General features: G+C 50.3%; 2 protein-coding genes. Both read left to right on the forward strand.

Annotated features, from left to right (window positions below; translation table 11 throughout):
- The first annotated feature begins 420 nt into the window (after positions 1-420).
- On the forward strand, positions 421-1314 hold the full coding sequence (locus HMPREF3090_RS04050; protein ID WP_101603546.1) for an SIR2 family NAD-dependent protein deacylase: 894 nt from the start codon (positions 421-423) through the stop codon (positions 1312-1314).
- Position 1315: 1 nt separating this feature from the next.
- Entirely contained in the window at positions 1316-2344 is a 1029-nt protein-coding gene (locus HMPREF3090_RS04055; protein WP_067975309.1) for a lipoate--protein ligase, read from the forward strand.
- Positions 2345-2443: the final 99 nt, after the last annotated feature.

Raw genomic sequence — 2443 nt, forward strand, 5'->3', positions numbered from 1 at the left:
AGCCTCGGTCTCTCGCCTAGCAAGAGTCAAACGGATCGTACGGCTTACACCTACGATCCGTAATTCCCTTTGATTGCTTTTCATGGCTAAGGACCAACTTCAACGCTCCACTCCTGCTCACGATTGAATTGCTGCCAAATCAAAAAAATGGGTATTTAATAAGTATTGAATAAAAAGATGGTGCTAATAAGCATGCGTTCCGTCTTGAGTTTGATCGTTAAATATTCAGGGGATCAACACGGTTGAAGCCGTCTTGTACTTTATCCGTAAGTCGCTAGCGCTCCAACGGCTAAAGCATAGCACCGTCTCGAGCAGCTTCAGCTCTTGGAGCGAAGCGACTTAGATTAAGCAGAAATTCATGAAGAAAGCGCTCATATGCGTTATAATAGACGGTGTATGATAGAGAAGGAGGCGGCGAATTTGACGAGTAATTGGCAGGTTTTAGAATCACAAGGACAGCTGTCCCAGGCTGAGCTTTTAGAGGCGGCTTTGGATGAGGCTGATGCGATCTTAGTGGGAGTAGGTGCTGGCATGGGGGCCGCGGATGGCTTCGCTTATGTGGGGCCGCGCTTCCAGGATGCCTTTCCGGATTTTATTGCCAAGTACGGTTGGCTGGATATGTTCCAGGCTTCGGTCTTTCCCTTTGCCAACGAGGCGGAGTCCTGGGCCTTCTTCAGCCGTTTTGTCAAGCTGAATTATTTGGACCAGGGGCTAGGGGCATCTTATGTCCGTCTGCGTCAGGCCTTGGAGGGGCGCAATTACCACATCATTACTTCCAACGCGGATAATGCTTTCGAGAAGGCGGACTATGACCCGGACAAGGTCTTCGACGTCCAGGGCAAGTATATCCTCATGCAGTGCATGTATGGTTGCCATCCCAAGCGCTACCGGATCGATGATTTGGTAGTGGAAATGGTGGATCGTCAAGAAAACATGAGGGTGCCAGCTGACCTGATTCCCCGGTGCCCAGAATGCGGCCAGCGGATGGAATTAAACCGGCGCAACCACTGGGATTGGATGGTGGAAGACCAGGCCTTCAAGGAAGAAAAAGCCCGCTATGACAGCTTCCTAGCCCGCAATCAGGATAAAAAGATCCTGCTCCTCGAGATGGGTTGCGGCTATATGGCGCCCCAGGTCATTAAACATCCCTTCCAAGCCATGACTGAGGCCTTCCCCCAGGCCCTTTATCTAACGGTCAACCTAAAGGACTATCGGATTCCGCCAGCTATCCGGCCTCAAACGATTTGGCTGGAAGCGGATATCCGCCAACTTTTGGAAGACCTTGAGAATTTAGACGAAAGAAGTGATCGATAAGATGTATATTATTGAAATGAAACGCGACGGCGAGTGGATCTATAATGGTGCGGTAGCCATGGCCATGCAGGTCTACGCCCAGAACCACATTTTCTTGGACGAACCCATTCTTTTTCCATATATGACCGATCCTTTTGTTCAGATTGGTCGCTACCAGAACGCCATGGAAGAAGTGAATATGGACTATGTGGAGGCGAATGATATTCAGATGGTTCGCCGGGATACGGGCGGCGGCACGGTTTACCTGGACCGGGGTGAGATTAATATCTGCTTTTTGATGGACAGCCAGGACACCAATGCCTTCTCCAATTTCGATAAGATGTACCAGCCCGTGATGCAGATCCTTCGTGAGATCGGGGTTGACCAGGTCGAGAAGAGTGGGCGTAACGACTTGATGGTGGACGGCAAGAAGGTTTCCGGGGCCGCTATGACCATGAAGAATGGCCGGGTCTACGGGGGCTATTCCTTGCTCTTCGACGTGGATATGGACAACATGGTCAATGCCCTCCGTCCTAACCAGAAAAAAATCGAGTCGAAAGGGATCAAGTCTGTGCGCAGCCGGGTCGGGAACTTGCGCGACTATGTGGACCCTGAATACAAGGACCTGACTAGTGAAGAATTCCTAGAACTCATCCTAGTGAAGACAGCGGGCGTCGAATCCTATGACCAGATCAAAAAATACCAACTAACCGATGAAGACTGGGCAGCCATCGACCAAATGATGGAAGAAAAATATGCCAACTGGGATTGGATCTTTGGTGCCTCTCCACGCTTCGAATACAACCGCAATGAACACTTCAAGGGGGGTACCTTCGACATTAGCCTGGCCATCGAACAAGGCCGGATCAAGGACTGCAAGATCTACGGCGACTTCTTCGGCAGCCAACCCATCTCGGATATTGAATCGGCCCTGGTTGGCACCCCACTCCGCCGCCAAGACCTCCTCGACCAGCTCAAGCAATTTGACCTCAGCCAATACTTCGGAACCATCACAGCAGATGAGATTGTGGGCTTGATTTTGGAGCAGTAAGAGAAGTTAAATCGCGGAGGTGAGCATCCGTTCCGCTTTGAAATTGATCATTAAATTTCAGAGGGTCAAGAACGGCTTTCGCCGTTTTGTACTTTATCC

Source organism: Aerococcus sp. HMSC23C02 (genome assembly GCF_001806805.1).
In the GTDB taxonomy this organism is placed as follows: domain Bacteria; phylum Bacillota; class Bacilli; order Lactobacillales; family Aerococcaceae; genus Aerococcus; species Aerococcus sanguinicola.

Excerpts from the sequence above, each read along its gene's own strand:
- HMPREF3090_RS04055 (WP_067975309.1), top strand. The coding sequence starts at position 1,316 with ATGTATATTATTGAAATGAAACGCGACGGCGAGTGGATCTATAATGGT.